Source organism: Arthrobacter sp. TB 23 (assembly GCF_000294595.1).
GTDB lineage: Bacteria > Actinomycetota > Actinomycetes > Actinomycetales > Micrococcaceae > Arthrobacter_D.
This window is the reverse complement of sequence record NZ_ALPM01000041.1, coordinates 62,086-82,758: the sequence shown is the minus strand read 5'-3', so window position 1 is coordinate 82,758 and position 20,673 is coordinate 62,086. Positions and strand designations below refer to the sequence as shown.

Genomic DNA, 20,673 nt, shown 5'->3' with positions numbered 1-20,673 from the left:
GTCAACAATTGTGTCACGAGGCATCAACCGTCCTGCAACGAAACCCCGGAGGCAGATCAGGACCGCAGCTCGTTCAGCAGATTGGCGCGAGCGGCTTCCAGCCACAGTCGTTGCGCCGGGACGGTGCGGAACAGTCGGTCCATGGCGAGGAGCCGCCGCACGACGTCGCTGCGGCCGACAGTGAAGTCGTGGTCCGACACATGGGCATATTCCTGGCGTACCGCCGCGACATACTGCCCGTATTGGTGCTCCGGCCTCCCCAGGACGGCCAGATCCGCGTCGCACAGCAGCTCGCCGGCGCGGTCGCCGGGTATCGGGTCGTGTGACGCGGTCAGGTGCACCAGTCTGGCCACCTCCGCCACCTCAGCTGCCGGCACAACCCCTGACAGCCAATCCTGGGCCAAGGCAGCAGACGCTCGCTCGTCCGCTCCGGCGGCGCCCTCGTAGACGGCATCGTGAAACCACGCGCCAAGCCGGACCCGGCGGCGCAGGTGCTCGTCGTCGGACGGCAGGAAAATCACATCGAGCGCCTCCAGCACCTCGAGGAGATGGGAGGGTGTGTGGTAGCGGCGATGCGCCTCGGACCATCGGCCCAGCAGGCTCTCACCCAACTGTGGAGCCTGCGGCGCCACCGCACCCCACCGCACCAGCAGGGCACGCCGTAACCTCGGCGCGCGCTGCCGGGCCGGGATGCGCAAACCACTGGAGATCAGGATCCGGGTCAGGGTTCCACAATCCACCTCCCTCGCCCCCAAGGCCACGAGTGTGCGGTAGCGGCGGGCCGGAACATCGTAGTGATCGCCGTCGAAGGCCCGTTCGGCAATCCCGGCGACGGCAGCAAAAGCGTGAAGCTCGGCGACGGAGGTATCCGAGATCAGGTGGGAAAATTCGGTCCCGTGGGCTGGCCATAGCGGGGGGTCTATGAAGATGGCCATTGCTCCAGCTTACCGGGGGCATTGCGGGCCACTCAGGGCCTTTTCACGATCCGCTGACCCGTAGTGGCCCTACCCTTCAGTGTGTTTGTTTTCGTCGGCACCCTCGGGGCTGGCTGCCCGGCGTGGACCCGGACGCGGGTCGGGATGCGCCTTTCTCCTACCTGCCACCGCTTCTCCCGGCAACCATCGCGGGCAGCGCCGGGACGCGGTGATCATCGCCGTCGGCTACACCTGGTCGATGGCAATCTACGAACGGAAGTCGGTGCGCTGACCCAAGCCTGCCACGTCGCCGACGACGACGCGGCGTCCGATCGGCCTATGTACAGGACACCGCGCCTATGCCATTGTTTACAGTGTTCACATCAGTTACCCACTGAACCGAGGACCCCATGACAACAACTCTCCTGGCCATCGGCACGAAGAAGGGCCTCTGGCTTGCGACCAGCACCGACCGGCTGACCTGGACGCTCTCCGACCCACACTTTTTGATGCAGGAGGTGGCGAGCGTGGGCATCGATACCCGTGAGGGCCGAACCCGGGTCATGGCGGGNCGGGCGTGCTGTCCTACCACTGGGGCCCAACGGTGGTCTACTCCGACGATCTCGGCGCCACCTGGTCTGAACCCGAACACGGTGCCATCAAGTTCGCGGCGGACGACGACGCTGCCGTCGAACGGATCTGGCAGCTCCATCCCGATTCCGCCGACCGCCCGGGAGTGGTTTGGGCCGGTTGTCAGCCCATCTCGGTGTGGAAGTCGACCGACTACGGCGAGCACTTCGAACTGAATCGCGGCTTATGGGATCACCCTCACCGCCCCGAATGGGGTGCCGGTTTCGGTGGCGCCGCAGCGCACTCAGTGGCTCCGAGCCCGGTCGACGACACAGTCCACGTGGCGATGAGCACTGGCGGGGTGTATCGCTCCGACGACGGTGGAACGTCCTGGACGCCGCGGAACAAGGGCATTTCGGCGTACTTCATGCCCGACCCCAACCCCGAATTCGGTCAGTGCGTGCACAAGATAGCCCGCGACGCGGTGGAGCCCACGAGACTGTATGCGCAGAACCACCACGGGGTCTATCGGTCGGACGACAGCGCCGAAACCTGGGAATCAATTGCCGAGGGCCTGCCCGCGGATTTCGGATTTGTGATGCTCGCGCATCCGCATCGTGCTGGAACGGCGTGGGTGATCCCGCTGAAGGCCGACGGCGAACGCATCCCGCCAGCTGCCAGGCTCGCAGTGCACCGCACCGACGACGCCGGATCCTCCTGGACGCGGCTGGACCAGGGGTTACCGGAGAAGGAATATAACGCGGTACTGCGGGACGCCGCCGGCGTGGACGCGCTGGACCCGGTGGGTGTGTACTTCGGCACCCGGGGCGGCACCGTGTACGCGAGCGCCGACGAGGGCGCAACGTTCACCGAAGTGGTCTCCCACCTGCCCGACGTCCTGTGTGTCCGCGCCTCAGCTGTCGTCGGCTCCTAGGTGGGCGCCACCTCGGGCGGTGTGACGGTCCTGATTCCGACCCTCTTGCGGCCCTTGATCGGCGACCGGTCATCGGTGCCTGTCGCCGTTGAATCGCCCGTCCCCCTCGCTCAGCTACTCGACACCCTGCACGAGGGTTATCCGGTGTTCGCCCGGCGCATTCGTGACGAGACGGGCGCCCTGCGCCGGTACGTCAACGTGTACGTCGATGGTGAGGACGTGCGGCGCCTGGCGGGGCTTTCGACACCAGTCCCGNCCCGCCAGGCGCCGAGGTGATGATCATCCAGTCCGTGGCCGGCGGCTAGCCGGATACACCGATGGATTCACTTGATGAGGCAGTGGCGGCGTTGGGTCAACCCGAGCGTGAGTGCCTGGAACGGCTTATCGCTCTCGCTCGCGTAGCGGCACCCGACGCCGTCGCCGGGGTGAGCTACGGAATACCCGTATTGAAAGTCGGGGGCAAACCGCTGATCGGTGTCACGGCCAGCGCCCGGCACCTTGCGGTCCACCCCTTCTCACCGGCAGTAGTCGACCAGGTCCGGGGAAGGCTCGGCGACTATTCACTTTCCACCGGCACGATCAGGTTCACGCCGGAACACCCCTTCCGGCGACGGTAGTTGTTGAGATTGTGCGGGCACGGCGAGCTGAGATCACGGGTTCCGCCTAATTTGGGGTTGCTCACGGTAATCCACGGCGGCCTGGTCTACGCTTTGCAGGTACCTGTAACACCAACAAGGAGCCCTACCGCCGATGGCTATGACTTCAGGCCCAACCAGCCGGATCGGCGATAAGTTTCGCGCTGCGGGCGATGCCCTGCGCACGCAGCTCTGGCCGCTGCCGGTCTTTGCCGTACTGGTGGCAATCGGACTGGGCGTGTGGCTCCCTCTCCTGGATGCCGCGATTGGCGAGGACATGCCGTCGGCGGTTTCCTATCTCCTCATCAACGGTGGTCCCGATGCTGGCCGTGCCATCCTTGAGGCGACGGCCGGTTCGCTGATCACTGCGACGTCATTGACCTTCTCCCTGACGGTCGTAACGCTGCAACTGGCCAGCAGCCAGTTTTCTCCGCGGCTCCTGAGAACCTTCACCGGGGACCGGGTGGTGCACGCGACGTTGGCCCTGTTCCTGGGCACCTTCGCCTATGCGCTGACCGTCCTGCGGACAGTTCGTTCCGGTGAGGACGGCGAGGAAGCGTTTGTCCCACACATTGCGGTGACTTTCGCCTTCCTGCTTGCGATTGCCAGCGTCATCGGGCTGGTGTTTTTCCTGGCCCATCTGGCCCGGGAGATCAGAGTGGAAACCATTATGCGTAAGGTCCACGGCGAAACGGCGGCGACCGTTGAACGGGTATTCCCCGATCGACGGGGTTCAGCAAGCCCGGTGCTGCCGGTAGCGCCAGACTCCGCGGCCCTGATAGTCGCGGCGAAGTCCGGGTTCCTGACCGGGGTTGATGAGGAACGGATCCTTGCCGCAGCGGTGAAGCACCATGCGATCGTGAGAGTTGATTGCCGCGTCGGTTCGTCCCTTGTGAAAGGCGTACCCATGGCCGTCGGCTGGGCGCGCAGCGGGGAGCCGAGTATGGATGATGAGGCACTGAAGGCATTCCGCCACGACGTGGTAGCCGCTTTCAACTACGGATTCGAACGGACCGCGGTGCAGGATGTCGCGTTCGGGTTCCGACAGCTTATTGATGTAGCGGCCAAGGCGCTATCGCCCGGCATCAACGACCCAACAACCGCGATCCACGTACTTGGGCACACTTCAGCGTTGTTGTGTGATCTCACGCAACGGGAGCTGGGAGAGCGCGTACTGCGCGACGACGACGGGTTGGTTCGGGTCATTCTCCACCGCCCCGACTTCGCCGCGTTCCTGAACATCACCCTCGACCAGCCAGTGCTTTACGGGAGTTCCGACCCGGCGGTGGTTGATCGGGTCCTGAGTCTGCTGCAGGAGGTCGCCTGGCACGCGGCTGATGAGGACAAGCCGGCGGTCCGCGAACAGCTACAGCGAGTCGCTGCAGCTATCCGGCAGGAATCGCACCCGCCGGCAGTGCAGGAACACCTGCAGGGCCGGCTGGACGAGGTGAATCAGGCCCTTGACGGCGTCTGGTCACCACGCGGCCCGGTGGCAGGCGGCCGGGTCTGATCACCAGGGTCCGGTAATCCGGTCAGAACCCGCCGCCGCCACCGTCCACAGCCATGTTGTTGAACCGGGAATAGTGGCCCTGAAACCCGACCACTATGGTTTTGGTGGGGCCGTTACGGTGCTTGGCGACGATCACGTCGGCCTCACCGGCCCGGGGGGATTCCTTGTCGTAGACGTCATCGCGATGCAGGAGGATCACCATGTCGGCGTCCTGCTCGATCGAACCACTCTCGCGAAGGTCGGAAACCATCGGGCGCTTGTCGGTGCGCTGCTCGGAGCCACGGTTCAGCTGGGAGAGCGCCACCACCGGTACGTTCAGCTCCTTGGCAAGCAGCTTCAGCGCGCGGGAGAACTCGGAGACCTCTTGCTGACGCGACTCGACCCGCTTGCCCGATGACATCAGCTGCAGATAGTCGAGGACCACCAGTTTCAGGTCATGGCGCTGCTTCAGCCGCCGGCACTTCGCCCTGATTTCCATCAGGGACATATTGGGGCTGTCATCGATGAAGAGCGGCGCATCGTTCATCCGCCCCATGGTGGTGGCGATCTTGCCCCACTGTTCGTCCTTGATCGTGCCCTTGCGCAGGTCCTGCAGCCCGATGGTGGCTTCGGCTGACAACAGGCGCATGGCAATCTCGTTGCGCCCCATTTCCAGGGAAAAGAAGACGGTGGTCATGTTGTGCTTGATCGCTGCGGAGCGAGCCCAATCCAGGGCGAAGGTCGACTTACCCATCGCAGGCCGCGCCGCCACCACAATCATCTGTCCGCCATGGAGTCCCTGGGTTAGTTCATCCAGTTCAAAAAAGCCGGTCGGGACCCCGGTCATACCCTCACCGCGGTGTCCGGCCGATTCAATCTCGTCGACGGTGCTTTCGATGATGTCTTTCAGCGCGACATAGTCCTCGGCACTTCGCCGCTCGGCCACCGCATACACCTCGGCCTGGGCGGCGTTGACAATGTCATCCACCTCGCCGTCGTTGGAGTAACCCAGCTGCACAATTTTGGTCCCGGCATTCACGAGCCGCCGCAGCACTGCGCGTTCCCGCACAATCTCCGCGTAGAATCCGGCGTTCGCGGCCGTCGGGACTGACTGGATCAGCGTGTGAAGGTAGGCGGGTCCTCCGATGCGGGAAATTTCGCCGCGTTTTGTCAGCTCATCGGAGACGGTGACGGCGTCGGCGGGTTCCCCGCGGCCATAGAGATCAATCACGGCCTCGTAGATGCTTTCGTGGGCCGGACGATAGAAGTCCACCCCGCGCAGTACCTCGACGCAGTCGGCGATGGCGTCCTTGGACAGCATCATTCCGCCGAGAACTGACTGCTCAGCAACCAGGTCCTGAGGCGGGGTTCTGGTGAACTCCGGGGACCGGGTGTCCTCTGATGAATCAACGCGCGTGAGGGACACCGCTGCACTCTCTCTTCCAGTTACCTACCCCGGGAACCACTCCGACGGATCGTCGGGGGTGGTCGTATCCGGTCTGATAACTGAGTCTTATCACCCGGTACGGACAGTTTTAGCGTCTGGGATACTCCGCAACGGTAGTGCCGAAGCACCATCCTGCCAAGCGAGTAATCCACAGGCCCTGTGGATTGACTGTGGATTACGCGGCGTGTCTTGTGCACAGGATGGGGACAACAGTGTGGATAACTAAATACTTATCCACCCAATATGTCTCTGACAAGGCCAAACACCCTCCCGCACCTGTGGAGTAAATGTTTCAGTCACCCAACGTTCATCCCCTACTTGCGTGTTGACAGATGCGCTCACAGCGCCTACGGGGCGAGTTATTCACCAGCTATCCACAGCTTTGTGGGTTGCCAGTGTGAGTCGGACCACAGTTAAAACGACGTCCCACTGGCCTATATACCGGTCGCCGCACCCGAATGCCGCGCTCCCACCTGAGATATGACCTTTCCGGCATACTTCCACCAGCGATGTACCCCGAGCGGTGCGATACTTTGAAATGGACACCACCCCGGGGTGAAGGGAACAGGTCGATGGAACTACAGCTGATCAGCGCCGTGCTGCTCGCAGCGCTCCTCCTGACCGGCGGGTTGATCAGTTACGTGGGTCGCCGTGATCGAGGGGCGGACCCGGCCTCCGGCCCGGCGCCCGGATCGTCTGGTGAATCGCACCGCCGTCGGGCTAACATTGACTATCCCGCGCCGCGGCCGGGGACTGGGCAACGGACCGCATCACTTCCTACCGATTCGAAAACCCGCCAGGCTCACGACGCGCCAGGGCTCCACCCGACGGTCGTCGCCGCCCCGCTGGGGCCCGGGCAGTCGGGGAATGAGGATGACGGCGTGCTGGCTACCCGGCAGGCTCTCGCTGCCAACCAGGCGGCCATGGGCGATCCACGCGTCAGCACCCTGGACCGGGTGCAGGCGCTGATGAGCAGCCCCGCCTTCGCCCTGCACCTGCAGGGCCTGGGGCTGGAACAGGCCGGTGGGCCGACCGAGGACGACAAAAGGGACCCCCGCGGTAAGCGGGAGCCCCTGGAGCCGTCCTGAATGATGTGCGCCGGAACTAGCTGGCGACAACGTTCAGGTCGATAACTGCTGCGACATCGTCATGCAGGCGGACGTTCGCCTGGTAGGTGCCAACCGACTTGATGTGGGCGGGCAGTTCTACCTTGCGCTTGTCGATGGTGCCAAGGCCTGCGGCCTCGACTGCCTTCGCAACGTCGTCAGCCTTGACGGTGCCGAACAGACGTCCGGACTCACCGGCCTTCACGGTCAGCTTGACCGGCTTGGCGGAGAGAGCAGCTGCCTGCTTCTGGGCGTCCTCGAGCGTGGAGTGCTCGCGAGCGAGGCGGGCAGCCTTGATCGACTCGACCTGCTTCTCGCCGCCCTTGGTCCAGGTGAGGGCGAAGCCGCGGGGCAGAAGAAAGTTACGTGCGTAACCGTTCTTTACCTCGACAATGTCGCCTGCAGCACCAAGACCGGTTACTTCATGGGTCAAAATGAGCTTTGCCATTGGGTTGGGTTCCTTTCCTTAACCGCGGCCTGCGCCGGAGTACGGCAGGAGGGCAACTTCACGGGCATTCTTGATTGCCTGCGCAATTTTGCGCTGCTCCTGAACGGTGACGCCGGTAACGCGGCGTGCACGGATCTTTCCGCGGTCGGAAATGAACTTACGCAGCAAGGCTACGTCCTTGTAGTCGATGACGGTGACGTCAGCGGCCTTCAAGGGATTGGACTTTGGTTTGGGCTTACGAAGTTCAGCCTTTGCCATCGTGGTGCTCCTTATGTCTGGTGGAGCCCGCAGAACGATTCTGCGGGATGGGAACTACTTGGCGGGTGGCCGCTGCCAACAGCGGAGCGGTCCTGCCGGTAAAGAAGGGTTAGAAGGGAGGCTCGGACGAATCCGGGCCGTTGCCCCAACCGGAGGAGTTACCTCCGGAGGAGTTGCCCCCAGCGGGTGCGCCCCATGGGTCATCAGCTGGCTGTTGCGCCTGCTGACCACCCTGCTGGCCGCCGCCCCAACCTGAGTTGGAGTTGTTTCCGCCGCCACTGTTCCCGCCGCTGTTGCCGCCGAAACCACCACCGCCACCACCGCCTGAGCGCTGGGTGCGGGTGACCTTGGCTGACGCGTAGCGCAGGGATGGACCAATCTCGTCCACCTCAAGTTCCATGACGGTGCGCTTTTCGCCTTCTTTGGTGTCGTACGAGCGTGACTTGAGGCGGCCCTGAGCGACGACGCGGGTTCCCTTGGTCAGGGTCTCCGCAACGTTCTCTGCCGCTTCACGCCATACCGACGCACGGAGGAACAGCGTTTCGCCGTCCTTCCACTCGTTGGACTGGCGGTCGAAGGTCCGCGGCGTCGACGCAATGGTGAAATTTGCCACTGCTGAGCCTGACGGGGTGAAACGAAGTTCGGGATCGCTGGTGAGATTACCGACGACCGTAATTAGTGTCTCGCCTGCCATGGTGCCTCCTACTGTCACAGCCCACTGTGGTGGGCCTGTCCTAATCTGTGAAGCTAAGCCGAAATTATTCGGCTGAAACCTTCTGCTCCTCGGGACGGATGATCTTGGTACGCATGATCGTCTCGTTGAGGCTCAGCTGGCGGTCAAGCTCGGCAGCGATTGCTGGAGTGGCGGTGAAGTTGACTACAGCGTAGAAACCCTCAGCCTTTTTCTTGATTTCGTAGGCCAGGCGACGACGTCCCCACAGGTCTACCTTGTCTACGGTGCCGCCGCCGTTGCGGACGACATTCAGGAACTTCTCGAGCGAAGGCTCAACGGTACGTTCCTCGACATCGGGGTCGATGATTACCATCAATTCATATGCACGCATTTGTGAACCCACCTCCTCTGGGCTAAACGGTCACGGTCTTTCCGTAACAGGAGGTTCTATTTGCGTTGGCCTGCCTGACACCTGATTCCCAGTTCGGGCCGGTGCCAGCGCAGACTTACCAATGTTACCGGAGATTCGCCGGCCCACCGAACCGCGTGTGGATAACCGGTCCCCGGCTTCGTCGCTACCTGATGGAGGTGAAGAACAGTTCGGTGGCTGTGGCCAGGTGGTGCGGATCTTCAACGCCGCACAGTTCCCGGGCGGAGTGCATGGACAACAGTGGGGTCCCGACGTCGATCGTCCGGATCCCGAGCCGGGTGGCGGTCAGCGGACCAATGGTTGAGCCGCAGGGCATCACGTTGTTGGAGACAAACTCCTGATACGGTACCCGCGCTTCGCGGCACAGCCGGGCCCAATATGCGGCGCCTGGGGCGTCGGTGGTGTAACGCTGGTTGGCGTTGATTTTCAGCAGCGGGCCACCACCGAGGATGGGGCGGTTCACGGGATCGTGGCGTTCGGCATAGTTGGGGTGCACCGCGTGACCGGCATCCGCTGAAACGCAGAACGAGGCGGCCAGCGCGCGCCGGCGTTCCTCGGACTCCGCTCCCAGCCCACCCGAAATGCGGTGCAGTACATCCTCAAGGAAGGGCCCACTCGCCCCGGAGCGGGAGGCGCTGCCCACCTCCTCGTGGTCAAAGGCGGCGAGAACGGCGATCGGCCCATCCGGCGCCGCTGTGGCACCCGCCGCGATCAGGGCAACCAGTCCGGCGTGCACCGAGGAAAGGTTATCCAGCCGACCGGCGGCGAAGAACGCACCGTCCGCCCCGAAGACGCTGCCTGGCTGGGTGTCCGCGACGACGACGTCGTAGCCGCCAACGTTCACCGGGGCAATCCCTGCTGAGTCGGCCAGAAGCTCGAGGAGGTCGGCGTCGCGTGGGTCGCCAACTCCCCAGACCGGATTCATATGCTGTTGCTTGTCCAGCGCGAGTCCGTCGTTGACTGCCCGATCGAGGTGGATCGCGAGTTGGGGGAACCGCAGCAGGGGGGCCGTGGACACCAGGTGCTCGACGCCGTCGTGGGTGACGAGCCTGCCCGCGAGCGCCAGCTCGCGATCCAGCCAGGAGTTGAGCAGCGGGCCACCGTAGACTTCGACGCCCGCCTGAAGCCAGCCGTGCCGACCGGTGGTGGGCTTGGGTTTCAGTTTGAAGCCCGGCGAATCGGTGTGGGCGCCCAGGATGCGGAACCCAGTGACGGGGGTGGCTTTGGCCGGGGTTACCCAGGCGATCAGGGCACCATCACGGACCACCAGGAATTTGCCCTCCCGTGCTGTCCACGCGTCGGCTTCCTGCAACCGGACAAACCCGGCGGCCTCCAGCCGGGCTGCGCCCTCAGCTGCGGCGTGGAAGCTGGAGGGTGAGGCACCAATGTAGGCGCCGAGATCGGTGATGTGCTGGAGGGCGGTCATGGAAGTGAGCCTACCAAGCTCAGTAGTCCTGTCCCTGGCTGGGGACCACCAGACCCGACTCGTAGGCGTACACAACTGCCTGCACCCGGTCCCTGAGGTGAAGCTTGGTGAAAATCCGCCGCACATGGGTTTTCACGGTGGCTTCGGAGAGAAAGAACTTGTGGGCCAGTTCCGCATTGGAGAGTCCCTCGGCGATGGCCTCCAAAACCTCCCGTTCACGGGGGGTCAGGTCCTCCAGCAATGGATCGACGGGCCGTGGAGTCGCAAGGGGTGGCAGCGATCGCACGTAGGTTTCAAGGAGGCGGCGGGTCACCCGCGGAGCGACAACCGCGTCTCCGCTGGCAACCACCCGGACGGCATTCACCAGCTCATCGGGTCCCACATCCTTCAGGAGGAAAGCAGACGCTCCAGCCTGGAGGCCTGCGAAGGCGTACTCGTCCAGGTCAAAGGTGGTCAGGATGATGATGCGTGAACACGATCCAGACTGGGTGATCAGGCGGGTTGCCTCGATCCCGTCCATGATCGGCATTCTGACGTCCATCAACACGACGTCCGGCTTCAGGGCGGCCGCCATCCGCGCTCCTTCGGCGCCGTTGGACGCTTCACCGACGATGACCACCCCGTCCTCACCCTCGAGGATGAGCCGGAACCCCATCCGCAGCAGCGGCTGGTCGTCAACCAGTAGGACCCTGATGGTCTCCCCGGCCAGCGTTTCGGGCACGGCTGTCTCGTTGAGCGCTAACCCCTCAGGCACTTCGGACACTTGGTGCTCCCCTGTTGGTGGATTGTTGCTCCTCGGGGATGACCAGTCGAGCGTCCACGACCCAGCCACCGTCCGGGCCCGGACCGCAATCAACCGTCCCCGAATAGATGGCGGCGCGCTCCTGCATTCCAGCGATCCCCTGCCCGGAACCCACCGACACCACCGGCCCCATACTGCCGCGGCCGTCGTCGGACACCCTCACCCGGACCAGGGTTCCGGTGCGCGCAATAGCTACATCAACAGTCGTGACGCTCTTGCCGTACCGCAGGACGTTGGTCAGGGATTCCTGAATAATCCGGTAGATGGTCAGCTGGAAGGCTGGGTCCTCGGGCAATCCCGGACCCGAGAGTCCCAGTCGGATGGAGAGTCCCGCCGCCCGGAAGCCGTCAAGCAGTGTGGAAAGCGAGCCGGCCGCTGGGAGGGGTTCGCGGGGTGCGGCGTCGGGGTTTTCCCGCAGGACGCCGAGCACCCGGCGCATGTCGGCCAGGGCCGTGCGTCCGCTGGTCGAGAGCTCATCGAGGACCTCTCGGGCACGGTCCTGGTCCCGCTTCATCACGACGGCGGCGCCGTCGGAGAGGGCGATCATCACCGACAGGGAGTGCGCGACGACGTCGTGCATCTCCCGGGCAATGCGGTTGCGCTCGGTGGCGGACGCCAGTTCGGCGTTGCGGATGGCCCAGTCGCGGAGGGCTGTTTCATGCTCCCGATCCTTCCGGGTGGTAACCCCAAATCCGACGGCAAGGAAATACCACATGAGGACAAAGCCGGTCACGATCCAGATGAGGTATGGCGCCTCATCGACAAACAGTGCGTCGACAAACCAGAGGGGGGTGATCGTCAGCAGTGCTGCTCCGGCGAGCGCCCAGAGGGCGCTGCGGAAGGGATGCTGGACGGCCACAGCGTACAGAGCAAACCAGACGCCAAACCCGACACTCGCCTCACCGTCGGAGGCCATGAGGCTCGCCCATTCGAGTGCCATCAAAATGCCAAGGACAATCAGTGGGCGGTCCCGGCGCCAGAAGAGGACGATCCCTGCTGCAACGACGGGGATCAAGGCCAACCATCGATCGGCCAGCACGGTTCCGACGATCGCCTGTGGCAGGCTCGCGGCGAGGTAGAGGACTACTATCAGCGCGTCGGTTACCCGCGGGTGGCTCCTGAAATAGCGCCGGAACGGGCCTAGCCGTCGTGCATTGAGCTCAGTGAAGGAGGCGGCGGCCGTTCGCTCCGCCGCCCCCTCCACCGAGGCTTTTTCACTCATTGAGTGAGCCTATCGATCCGCTGTTGACCCGCTGGGTTACACGTCCCGCTTCTTGGTGACCAGCAAGGAGGCAACCAGCAGTACGAGGGCCCAGGCGCCCAGTACCAGCGCGCCCTGCCACTGGTTCAGTGCGCCGTCGGCGATGGTAATGGCCACCATCTGCTCCCCCGCGCTGCTGGGAAGGAAACGAGCAGCGTCGGGAACCCAGTCGGCGATCCCTGCCAGCAACGTGGCTACCAGGATTGGCAGGATCAGGAGTAGGCCGATCGTGGTGACCACGCCTCCGGCCGTGTTGCGCAGTAGGGTACCAATCGACATCGCGATGATAGCCATTAGGGCGAGCACCGAACCGGTGTTGATGATGTGCATCAGCACCCCCTCGTCACCGAGTCCGAATTCGAGTTCCGACGGGGTCAGGATAGGTTGTGCGATGAGGTAGCTGACCAGGGCTGAGCCGGCGCCAACAACGAAGGCCACCACTGCGAACACGGCCTGCTTGGCGAGGAGTGCTGGAATACGTTTTGGCACTGCCACCATCGTGGAGCGGATCATCCCGGTGCCCCATTCAGACGCGATCAGGACGACTCCCAGCGACCCAATCAGCAGTTGGCCAAAGATCAGTCCCGAACCCGGGATGGTGTTGGTAATGGAGGTGGCGTCCGGGGCGCCCTGCATCTGGGCGGCCATCTCCGGGTCTCCCTGTAGATCGAGCAAAACCGTCGTTTGCCACGCAAAGAGAGCTGCCAGACCAATCATCACGATGACCGTGATCGACAGCATGATCACGGTGGAGGGCACCGTGATCAACTTGATCCATTCGGACTTCAGGATCCGCATGAAGTTCACGCCACTACCCTGGGTGGTGCCGCGCGTAGGCGCTGCGACTGCTGTGTGAGACATGGCTAGTTTCCTTCCCCGACGCCGGCGGCCTGGGTTGCCTGCGGGAGATCGGCCGAGTGGTATTCGACCGAATCGTTGGTGAGCTGCATGTACGCCTCTTCAAGGGACGCCTGCAGCGGTGTGAGCTCGTAGACCAGCACCCGGTTGTCCAGGGCGGTGCGGGCGATCCGGTGAGAGTCGGCGCCGGTGATCTCGAGCATCTCGGGCTCCAGCTGCTTCGAGGTCACACCGTCACCGGCAAGCGCCCGGATGAGTTCGCTTGGGTTGTCGGTGCGTACCCGGGTGCGCGCCTGTCCCTGATCCGAGATGATTTGCTCGATGGGGGCGTCGGCAATAATCCGTCCGCGGCCAATCACAATCAGGTGGTCGGCGGTCAATGCCATCTCCGACATCAAGTGGGAGGACAGGAAAACTGTGCGCCCTTCAGCGGCGAGCCCCTTGGCAAGGTGGCGCACCCACTGGACGCCCTCGGGGTCCAGTCCGTTGACTGGCTCATCGAGGATGACAGTGTGGGGATCACCCAGGAGCGCTGCGGCGATGCCGAGGCGCTGGCCCATGCCGAGGGAGAAGCCGCCGACCCGCTTCTTGGCAACGGGGCCCAGCCCGGTCATTTCGATGACTTCCTTGACCCTGCTATTGGGGATGCCGTGGGTCGCTGCCATGGCTCGCAGGTGGTTGTAGGCGCTGCGCTTGGTGTGGACTGCTTTCGCGTCCAGGAGGGCGCCGACCTCGCGGAGGGGCGCCCGGTGCTCGGCGTAACGCCGGCCGTTGACTGTCACGTTGCCGGAGGATGGGTTATCCAACCCGACGATCATCCGCATCGTGGTGGACTTGCCGGCGCCATTGGGGCCGAGGAAGCCGGTGACCTTACCGGGGTGGACCGTGAATGACACGTTATCCACTGCTGTCTTGGAGCCATAGCGCTTCGCCAGGCCTTGTGCCTCAATCATGGCTGCGTCCTTAAGATTGCTGTGGTGCCCACGGTGCTGGGCCTACCTCTACCCTACGGATTGTCCCTCGCCCGGTCGCCGCTCCTTGGGATGATGTTTGGCGGCCTTCGCCTACACCTTTCGGATGAGTAGGCTGCGTGCCCCCGAACCTCCTGACGCAGAAACGGCCCCCGGGGTCAGGAGTGCCGGGTGCAACCGGCGAACCTGACCCCAAGAGCCGTTTCTGGGTATCCGACGTGGGTCTACCGTGAGCTGATGGACTCAAACTTCCTGATGCAGAGCGGCACGAAGATGAGCAGCATCAGCGCGATCCCCACGAAGATCGTGATGAACGGGTTCTGAAGGGTCCACGCCGTGGGTTCCGGGAAGTCCGGATTGGTGTTGCCGAACAACTGCCGGGCCGATTCGACCAGGGCCGAAACCGGATTCCACTCGGCGATGTTCTTCAGCACCTCGGGCATGGTGTGGATTGGCACGAAAGCGTTGGAGATGAAGGTCAGCGGGAACAGGATCATGAAGGACGCGTTATTGATGACCTCCGGGCTCCTGACGCTCATACCCAGCAACGCCATCACCCAGCTGAAGGAGTAGCTGAACAGCAGCAGGATGGCCACGCCGCCCAGGAATCCCCAGACGGAGGTGGTGACGCGCCAGCCGACGATCCAGCCGGTGCCCATCATGATCAGCATCGAAATACTGTTGATGACCAGGTCCCCGTTGGTGCGACCAATCAGCACCGCCGCGGGGTTCATCGGCAGGGTGCGGAACCGGTCAATGATGCCGTCCTTGAGGTCCTGGGCCATAGCGGCGCCGGAGAAGGTCGACCCGAAGATCACCGTCTGGGCGAAGATTCCAGCCATCAGGAAGTTGGTGTAGTCGGAGACGTTCATTGCCCCGCCGTAGACCTGGCTGAACAGCAACACGAACATGATCGGCTGCAGGATAGTGAAGACCAGGATCTCCGGCACCCGTTTGATCTTGATCAGGTTCCGGCGGGTCGCGATCCATCCATCCGAGAGGAGCTGCCCCGCGGGGGTGCCGACACTCTCGTAGGTCGTCTGCTTGGTGAGGACACTCATTTGGCTTGCTCCATTTCGGATTTCTCGGTGTCCTGCTCATTTTCCGCGGTGTGGCCGGTGAGCTTGAGGAACACATCATCGAGGGTGGGGCGGCGCATACCGGCGTCGTGCAACCCGACGTTGGCCTGCCCCAGGTCCGCGAGGATGTATTGCAACGCGCGTGGTCCTTCGGTGACAGCAACCTCGACGCTGCGCCGGTCACTGGAAACCCTTGCCTCACCCTCGCCATGGCGGGCAAGGATCTCACTGGCCGCGCCGGCATCGGACTCGTCGACGAGGGCCACCACCACGCGATGCCCGCCAATTCGGGCTTTCAGTTGGTCGGAGGTGCCCTCAGCTATCACCTTGCCGCCGTCGATCACCGCGATGTCGTCGGCCAGGTGGTCTGCCTCCTCAAGATACTGGGTGGTGAGCAGCAACGTAGTGCCGTCATGGACCAGGTTCTTGATGATCTGCCACAGGGCCAGCCGGCTCCGCGGGTCAAGGCCCGTGGTGGGCTCGTCAAGGAACAGGATCTTCGGGTTGATGACGAGCGCCCCGGCAAGGTCGATCCTGCGGCGCATACCGCCGGAAAAACCCTTCACCGGGCGGTTGCCGGCCTCGGTGAGCTCGAACTGGTCGATCAGCTCCTGGGCACGACGCCTCGCCGTCTTGGCTCCGAGATGGTAAAGACGGCCCACCATTTCCAGGTTTTCAAACCCGGTCAGGTTCTCGTCAACTGCCGCATACTGTCCGGATGCCCCGATGATCCGACGGGCTGCCCGGGGGTTCGAGAGCACATCGATGCCGTCAACGAACGCCGTGCCCTCCGTGGGCTGGATCAGCGTTGTCAAGACCTTCACAACGGTGGTCTTGCCCGCACCGTTGGGACCGAGCAGCGCCTTGACGGTGCCCTGGGGCACCAGCAAGTCCAACCCGTCCAGCGCGTGAACGGGGCCACTCTTCGATTTGTAGGTCTTTTTCAGACCTCTGGCCTCAATAATTGTCATGCGTCCAATCTTAAGGTTCGGAGCAGCCCGCAGGTAATCATTGAGGACAGTTTTTGTCCGCGAGGGAAGCGGTCAGAGTGGGCCCGGTTGATCCAGTTTCTGGGGGACGGGTGTGCCCAGGGGATCGGCGTCGGTCCGGCGTTCGGCGGCAGCGGGTGCGACCAGGAATGAGGCGAGGACCGCCACCCCCACGACGAGCAGTGCGTTGCGGATGCCGACCACATCGCCGAGGAATCCAAGGAGGGGCGGTCCGGCCAGGAACGCCAGGTAGCCGATGGTGGAAACCACAGATACCCGGGCCGCCGCATGACGCGGTTCGTCGNCGGCCGCCGACATTCCCATCGGGAAGCCCAGCGCTGCGCCGGCACCCCAGAGCACCGCTCCCACCCCCGCAAGCGGCACGGTGGGCGCAAAAACGAAGATGATGAGCCCCACCAGCGACGACCCGAGGCTGATCTGCAGCACCCTGACCCGGCCATACCGGTCAATCAATCCGCCGCCCACAAACCGAAACAGGGTCATCGCAGCCACAAACACGCCGAATATGAGCGCGCCAGTCGCTTCGCTGGCCCCCAAGCCGTCGACGGTGGCCTTGGCCACCCAGTCGTTGGCCGCACCCTCGGTCAGGGCAGCGCCCAGCACCACCAACCCAATGAGCAGTGTCCTTGGCTCCAGCCAGGCAGCGAACCGGCTGGGCTGGGGAGTATCCGGGTACGCGTCGGCGTGGGAGATGTCCGGCAGGAAGTAGCGGGGCACCCAGAGGGAAACCACGAGGACGACGGCGGCAACCCCCAGCAGGTGGTAGGACAGGTCGACGTCGAGGTGTGACAGACCGGCGCCGACCATTGCACCAACGAAGGCGCCGCCGCTGAACGCCGCGTGGAACTTGGGCATGATGGTGCGGCGGAGGCGGTGCTCGACGTCGGCACCCTCAATGTTTTGGGCCACATCCCAGAGGGCAACGCCCACGCCGAAGAGAAATAGCCCGATCGCGGTGAGGGAGACCGACGTCGTCGTCAATCCGCCGGCAATGGTCACCGCCGCGAGGGCAGACACCACGCCGCCGATCCTGACCGTATTGGCGACCCCCACCCGGCCTGAGATCCCGCCCGCGAGGGGGAGGGCAATCACCGATCCGGCGGCAGCAGCCAACAACAGGGCGCCCGTCTCCCCCGAGCCGAGGCCCAGCACTGAGGACGCGGACGGGATCCGGGCAGCCCAACTCGCGAAGACCAGGCCGTTAAGGCCGAAGACGGCGAACGTCGCCCACATGGCCGACAAGACATTTGTTTGCACCAGTAAACCGTATGCGCAATTTTCGGAGCCGGTCTACTGCCTCAGCCGACCGTTTGGGTCAGCGGTCGCGCTGCACCCGGCCCTCATCCCAGACCGGCTCCTCAGTTTCGTACACCAAGCCGTCCGACCCGAAAACCATGAACCGGTCAAAACTACGCGCGAACCATCGGTCGTGGGTGACAGCCAGCACGGTACCCTCGAACGCGTCGATGGCCTTCTCCAGCGCCTCGGCCGAGTGCAGGTCGAGGTTGTCGGTGGGCTCATCGAGCAGCAGGAGCGTGGCACCCGAGAGTTCCAGCAACAGGATCTGCAGCCGCGCCTGCTGCCCACCCGAGAGGGAGTCGTACAGTTGCTCCGCCTGACCCGCCAGACCGTAACGGTCCAGAACTCCTGACGCCGCTTCGCGCGGCAATCCCGACCGGTGATCATCGCCGCGGTGCAGAATGTCGAGCAGGGTGCGTCCCAGCAGGTCGGGTCGCACGTGGGTCTGCGCGAAGAAGCCAGGTCGGATCCGCGCACCGAGCTTCACTGTTCCCTCGTGTGGGACGGGCTGGATGCTGACCTCGGAGACCGGTTCGTGTTCCTTCTCCGGATCGGTGCCGCCACTGGCAAGCAGTCGCAGGAAGTGGGACTTGCCGGAACCGTTGGAGCCCAGCACTCCCACCCGGTCGCCGAACCAGATCTCGGTGCTGAACGGCTTCATCAGCCCAGTGAGTTCGAGTTTCTGGGCGACGACTGCCCGCTTGGCCGTGCGACCACCCTTGAGCCGTATGGTGACGTTCTGCTCTATCGGGATCGCTTCCGGCGGCCCGGCCTCAAGGAACTTCGCGAGCCGGGTCTGGGCGGCGTGGTACCGGTTGGCCATGTCGGACCGGAACGCCGCCTTGTTCTTGTACATGTTGACCAGCTCTTTGAGCTTGAGGTGCTCCTCGTCCCACCGGCGCCGCAGTTCCTCGAACCTCAGGTTGCGGTCGGTGCGGGCCTGCAGGTAGGTTTCGAAGCCGCCACCGTGGATCCAGCTGGACGCGCCGAGCGCCCCAGGCTCCAGCGTGATGATGCGGGTGGCGGCGTTGGCGAGCAGTTCCCGGTCGTGGCTGACGAACAGCACCGATTTCTTGGACTCGTTCAGCTTCGCCTCCAGCCACCGCTTCCCGGGAACGTCGAGGTAGTTGTCGGGTTCGTCGAGGAGCAGCAGCTCGTCCGGTCCGGAGAACAGCGCCTCGAGGACCAGCCGTTTCTGCTCGCCGCCGGACAACGACGACGACGCCCGGTACTGTGCCCGGGCGTAAGGCACCCCGAGTGCAGCCATGGTGACTTCGTCCCACGTGGTTTCCAGTTCGTAGCCACCGGCGTCACCCCACTCGGTAATCGCGTGGGCGTAGCGCATTTGGGTGGGTTCGTCGTCGTTCTCCATCATGGCGAGCTCGGCGTCGTCGACCGCTTTCGCGGCCTTGGCGAGGGCTGGCGGCGCGGCGGAGACCAACAGGTCCCGGACCGTCGTCTCATCCCTGACCTGGCCGACGAACTGGCGCATGATTCCCATGTTGCCGGAGCGGGTGACGGCGCCTTCATCGGCGGTGACATCGCCGGCGATGATGCGCAGCAGTGTGGTTTTGCCCGTGCCATTGGGGCCGATCAGGGCCGTCTTGTGCCCGTCGCCGACCTTGAAGCTGACGGCGTTGAGCAACTGCCGCCCGTCGGAGAGGAAGTAGTCAATGTTGGAAACGTCTAGATGAGCCACACTTTAAGTTTGTCACCCGGAGGCAAACCGGCCCCCGCCTGCCACCTGGGGTGTTTGTCGCCGATGCGGGCTGCCCAGCAGCGAGAAACGGCGCTTGGGGTCAGGATTGCCGGTTGCAACCGGCGATCCTGACCCTTGGGGCCGTTTCCGTGCGGAATTGGCTACTGGGCAGCTCTGTGCGGAATTGGCTACGGGGCAGCGTCAGCCGGCTCCAGCAGCGAGTTCGCCGCGGCCACCCTCCCGAGCCAGCCGAGGCTTGGCTTGGGGTGCCGCTCGAACGTCTTGGCGTCCCAGCCGATCAGGCCGAAGGTTGGCTTGAAGCTGCCCCACTCGTAGTTGTCCAATGCGCTCCAGTGCAGGTAACCGCGGACCTCGATTCCGTCGTCGATGCACCGGGCAACGGCTTCCAGGGCGCCGCGCGTGTAGTCGATTCGACGAGTGTCATCGCCGGTAGCAATCCCGTTTTCCGTGATGTAGATCGGCACGCTATTGCGCTGCCAGGAATTTCGGATGCCGTCCTCGATGGCTGCGGGGTAGTATTCCCAACCGGTGAGCGTTCGCTCGGCGTCGTCGTCAATCGGCAGCGGACCGTCAACGCCCACCTTGGTTCGGGTGTAGGCCTGGACCCCCACCCAGTCGTCACCGACGCAGGCCTCCAAGAAGACGTGCTCCCGTGTTCGGCCGTATTCTTCCGTGACATCCTCGGCCCCCGGTTCAGCCTGGTAGGCCTGGGTTGCGACCGACCAACCGGCTTGCTTGCCCGCGGCCTGCAATATATCGACGGCACGGCGATGCGCGGCGATGAGGTTCGTAGTGACCTCGGGGTTGCCTGCGGGAAGTCCGATCGAGGGGAAACCCTGCTCTGGGTCAGCAAGAACAGCGACCATGTTCGGCTCGTTGATGGTGCAGACCAGGTCGACCCCCTCGAGCACAGGCAGAGCGTGCTGAACGTAGCGGGCAAACCGCTCCACCGACCCAGCGTCCTTCCACCCACCGGCCCGGGCGAACCAGATGGGATTCGTGAAATGGTGCAGGGTCACCATTGGGGTGAGACCGAGTTCGACGGCGGTCGCCACCATCCGACGGTAGTGATCCACGGCGGCGCGGGAGACAAAACCCTCTTCCGGTTCGATCCGCGCCCATTCGATGCTGAAGCGGTAGGACGTCAGGCCGGCGTCGGCCAGCAATGTCATGTCCTCGCGATACCGATGGTAGCTGTCAGCAGCGTCACCGCTCGGGGCCTCGACTGGAGCGCCGGGGAAATGACCGTGCTCCCGCTGCCACCAATCAGAATTGACGTTGCCGCCCTCAATCTGGTGCGCCGCCGTAGACGCACCCCACAGAAATCCGTTTGGGAAGTTCAT

The 20,673-nt window shown here is 64.0% G+C and carries 19 protein-coding genes and 1 pseudogene; 4 read left to right on the top strand and 16 right to left on the bottom strand.

Features of this window, described 5'->3' with window-relative positions:
* Positions 1 to 56 precede the first annotated feature (56 nt).
* Positions 57 to 935, bottom strand: a complete 879-nt coding sequence (locus tag B384_RS0105325) for a DUF4031 domain-containing protein (protein ID WP_019482104.1) — start codon at positions 933 to 935, stop codon at positions 57 to 59.
* A gap of 389 nt (positions 936 to 1,324) precedes the next feature.
* Here B384_RS0105325 and B384_RS0105320 point away from each other — a divergent pair.
* The 3 genes and pseudogenes from B384_RS0105320 (at position 1,325) to B384_RS0105305 (ending at position 4,563) form a co-directional block, all read left to right on the top strand.
* Positions 1,325 to 2,418 (top strand): annotated as a pseudogene (locus tag B384_RS0105320) (WD40/YVTN/BNR-like repeat-containing protein).
* Between the two features lie 317 nt (positions 2,419 to 2,735).
* Positions 2,736 to 3,035, top strand: a complete 300-nt coding sequence (locus tag B384_RS17825) for an iron chaperone (RefSeq protein WP_019482101.1) — start codon at positions 2,736 to 2,738, stop codon at positions 3,033 to 3,035.
* 133 nt (positions 3,036 to 3,168) lie between these two features.
* Positions 3,169 to 4,563 carry a DUF2254 domain-containing protein gene (locus B384_RS0105305; RefSeq protein ID WP_019482100.1) on the top strand — a complete coding sequence of 465 codons (1,395 nt, stop codon included), beginning with the start codon at positions 3,169 to 3,171 and terminating at the stop codon, positions 4,561 to 4,563.
* A 22-nt stretch (positions 4,564 to 4,585) separates the two neighbouring features.
* Here B384_RS0105305 and dnaB read toward each other — a convergent pair whose 3' ends face one another.
* Positions 4,586 to 5,968, bottom strand: a complete 1,383-nt coding sequence (dnaB, locus tag B384_RS0105300) for a replicative DNA helicase (protein ID WP_019482099.1) — start codon at positions 5,966 to 5,968, stop codon at positions 4,586 to 4,588.
* Positions 5,969 to 6,561: 593 nt separating this feature from the next.
* Between dnaB and B384_RS0105295 the strand changes: the two genes are divergently transcribed.
* Complete coding sequence (locus tag B384_RS0105295) at positions 6,562 to 7,077, top strand: hypothetical protein (protein ID WP_019482098.1); 516 nt, start codon at positions 6,562 to 6,564, stop codon at positions 7,075 to 7,077.
* A 16-nt stretch (positions 7,078 to 7,093) separates the two neighbouring features.
* Here the strand turns inward: B384_RS0105295 and rplI are convergent, their stop codons facing one another.
* The 14 genes from rplI to B384_RS0105225 form a co-directional block, all read right to left on the bottom strand.
* A complete protein-coding gene (gene rplI / locus B384_RS0105290; protein ID WP_019482097.1) occupies positions 7,094 to 7,543 on the bottom strand; it encodes a 50S ribosomal protein L9 in 450 nt (149 codons plus the stop codon).
* Positions 7,544 to 7,561: 18 nt separating this feature from the next.
* Complete coding sequence (gene rpsR, locus B384_RS0105285; RefSeq protein WP_005273147.1) at positions 7,562 to 7,801, bottom strand: 30S ribosomal protein S18; 240 nt, start codon at positions 7,799 to 7,801, stop codon at positions 7,562 to 7,564.
* A 109-nt stretch (positions 7,802 to 7,910) separates the two neighbouring features.
* Positions 7,911 to 8,495, bottom strand: a complete 585-nt coding sequence (locus B384_RS0105280) for a single-stranded DNA-binding protein (RefSeq protein ID WP_019482096.1) — start codon at positions 8,493 to 8,495, stop codon at positions 7,911 to 7,913.
* 64 nt (positions 8,496 to 8,559) lie between these two features.
* Positions 8,560 to 8,865, bottom strand: a complete 306-nt coding sequence (rpsF, locus tag B384_RS0105275; protein WP_019482095.1) for a 30S ribosomal protein S6 — start codon at positions 8,863 to 8,865, stop codon at positions 8,560 to 8,562.
* 184 nt (positions 8,866 to 9,049) lie between these two features.
* Positions 9,050 to 10,330: a M18 family aminopeptidase gene (locus B384_RS0105270; RefSeq protein WP_019482094.1), complete on the bottom strand. Its 1,281-nt coding sequence runs from the start codon at positions 10,328 to 10,330 to the stop codon at positions 9,050 to 9,052.
* 19 nt (positions 10,331 to 10,349) lie between these two features.
* Positions 10,350 to 11,084 (bottom strand): response regulator, encoded by a 735-nt coding sequence (locus tag B384_RS0105265; protein ID WP_443110852.1) that lies wholly within the window; start codon positions 11,082 to 11,084, stop codon positions 10,350 to 10,352.
* Positions 11,077 to 12,354 carry a sensor histidine kinase gene (locus tag B384_RS0105260; RefSeq protein WP_024475641.1) on the bottom strand — a complete coding sequence of 426 codons (1,278 nt, stop codon included), beginning with the start codon at positions 12,352 to 12,354 and terminating at the stop codon, positions 11,077 to 11,079. The genes B384_RS0105265 and B384_RS0105260 overlap by 8 nt, the downstream gene beginning before the upstream one ends.
* A gap of 36 nt (positions 12,355 to 12,390) precedes the next feature.
* Complete coding sequence (locus tag B384_RS0105255; protein ID WP_019482091.1) at positions 12,391 to 13,254, bottom strand: ABC transporter permease subunit; 864 nt, start codon at positions 13,252 to 13,254, stop codon at positions 12,391 to 12,393.
* Between the two features lie 2 nt (positions 13,255 to 13,256).
* On the bottom strand, positions 13,257 to 14,204 hold the full coding sequence (locus B384_RS0105250) for an ABC transporter ATP-binding protein (RefSeq protein WP_019482090.1): 948 nt from the start codon (positions 14,202 to 14,204) through the stop codon (positions 13,257 to 13,259).
* Between the two features lie 242 nt (positions 14,205 to 14,446).
* Positions 14,447 to 15,283: an ABC transporter permease gene (locus tag B384_RS0105245; RefSeq protein WP_019482089.1), complete on the bottom strand. Its 837-nt coding sequence runs from the start codon at positions 15,281 to 15,283 to the stop codon at positions 14,447 to 14,449.
* On the bottom strand, positions 15,280 to 16,272 hold the full coding sequence (locus tag B384_RS0105240) for a daunorubicin resistance protein DrrA family ABC transporter ATP-binding protein (protein WP_019482088.1): 993 nt from the start codon (positions 16,270 to 16,272) through the stop codon (positions 15,280 to 15,282). Before B384_RS0105240 ends, B384_RS0105245 begins: the two co-directional genes overlap by 4 nt.
* A gap of 72 nt (positions 16,273 to 16,344) precedes the next feature.
* The gene (locus tag B384_RS17820; protein ID WP_019482087.1) at positions 16,345 to 17,544 is read right to left on the bottom strand and encodes an MFS transporter; all 1,200 of its coding nucleotides are present in this window, start codon (positions 17,542 to 17,544) and stop codon (positions 16,345 to 16,347) included.
* A gap of 82 nt (positions 17,545 to 17,626) precedes the next feature.
* A complete protein-coding gene (locus B384_RS0105230; RefSeq protein ID WP_019482086.1) occupies positions 17,627 to 19,309 on the bottom strand; it encodes an ABC-F family ATP-binding cassette domain-containing protein in 1,683 nt (560 codons plus the stop codon).
* A gap of 188 nt (positions 19,310 to 19,497) precedes the next feature.
* Positions 19,498 to 20,673 carry a glycoside hydrolase family 1 protein gene (locus B384_RS0105225; RefSeq protein ID WP_019482085.1) on the bottom strand — a complete coding sequence of 392 codons (1,176 nt, stop codon included), beginning with the start codon at positions 20,671 to 20,673 and terminating at the stop codon, positions 19,498 to 19,500.